At 66.5% G+C, this 937-nt stretch carries 1 protein-coding gene; it reads right to left on the bottom strand.

The genetic code is table 11. The features are described from left to right. Window positions 1–930 (bottom strand): FAD-dependent oxidoreductase (locus tag VBE63_RS30320; protein ID WP_323686676.1); only part of this gene is annotated, 930 nt, incomplete at its 3' end. Between the last annotated feature and the right edge of the window lie 7 nt (window positions 931–937).

Below are 937 nucleotides of genomic sequence, written 5' to 3'. Positions count from 1 at the left end.
GCGCGGGGCGATCATCTCACTGCCGAGCAGCCGCCCACTGGCCTTGTCGGCGTAGACGCGCAGCACACCACGCGCCGCGCCCATCGCCCGCGCGCGGCCAACGGTCGAGAAGCTGACCTCGGCAACGGCGCTGCGGTCAGGATCGATCTGATCAAAGCGCGCACCAACCGCGATGATGTTCGGGTCACAGAAGTTGACGTAGAACGGCGTCTTACGCTGGAAGCGCTCGGGCGACTGCTCGACATGAGCGGCGTTGTAGCCGGCGATCTTGCCCTCGTCGGTCGACTCATGCAGCACCTGACGCTCACCGGTCACATCGCCAGCCAGAAAGACCGGCAGATCGCCGACCTGCATGGTCTGATCATCGAACGGCGGTACGCCACGGGCATCCAATGGCAGCCCGAGCACCTCCAGCCCCAGCCCCGCGACCGCTGGCACCCGACCGATGCTGGCCAGCACCTTGTCGACCACCACCCTCTGCTCGCCGGCCGTCACTTGGATCTGCTCGCCCACCGACTCCAGCGTCGCCGTCGCCCCGAGATGGATCGCGAAGTCGTTGCGCATCAGCTCAATGGCGGCGCGATTGACCTCGGGATCAGCGATACCGGCCACGCGCTCGACCTGATCGAAGCCGGTGATGGTCACGCCCATGCGCGCCAAGCTCTGGCCCAGCTCCAGGCCGATGGTGCCCATGCCGATGATCGCCATGCTTGCCGGCAGATCCTCGAGCTCGAACACCTCATCGGTGGTGATCACACGGTCGCCGAACTGACGCCAGGGTGCCGGCAGGATCGGCGTCGAGCCAGTCGCGATGACTACGGCCTTGGCGCGGAAGCGCTGACCGCCGGCCTCGACCAGCGTCGGCTCGAGCAGACGGGCATAGTCCTGGATGAAGACATCGGCCGGTAGATTGTCGGTGCTGCGGCTCACGACTCCA

Origin of the sequence: Lamprobacter sp. (genome assembly GCF_034860625.1) — a bacterium.
Taxonomy (GTDB): domain Bacteria; phylum Pseudomonadota; class Gammaproteobacteria; order Chromatiales; family Chromatiaceae; genus Lamprobacter.
The sequence above is the reverse complement of the archived record's forward strand: the minus strand, read 5'-3'. Positions and strand labels throughout refer to the sequence as shown.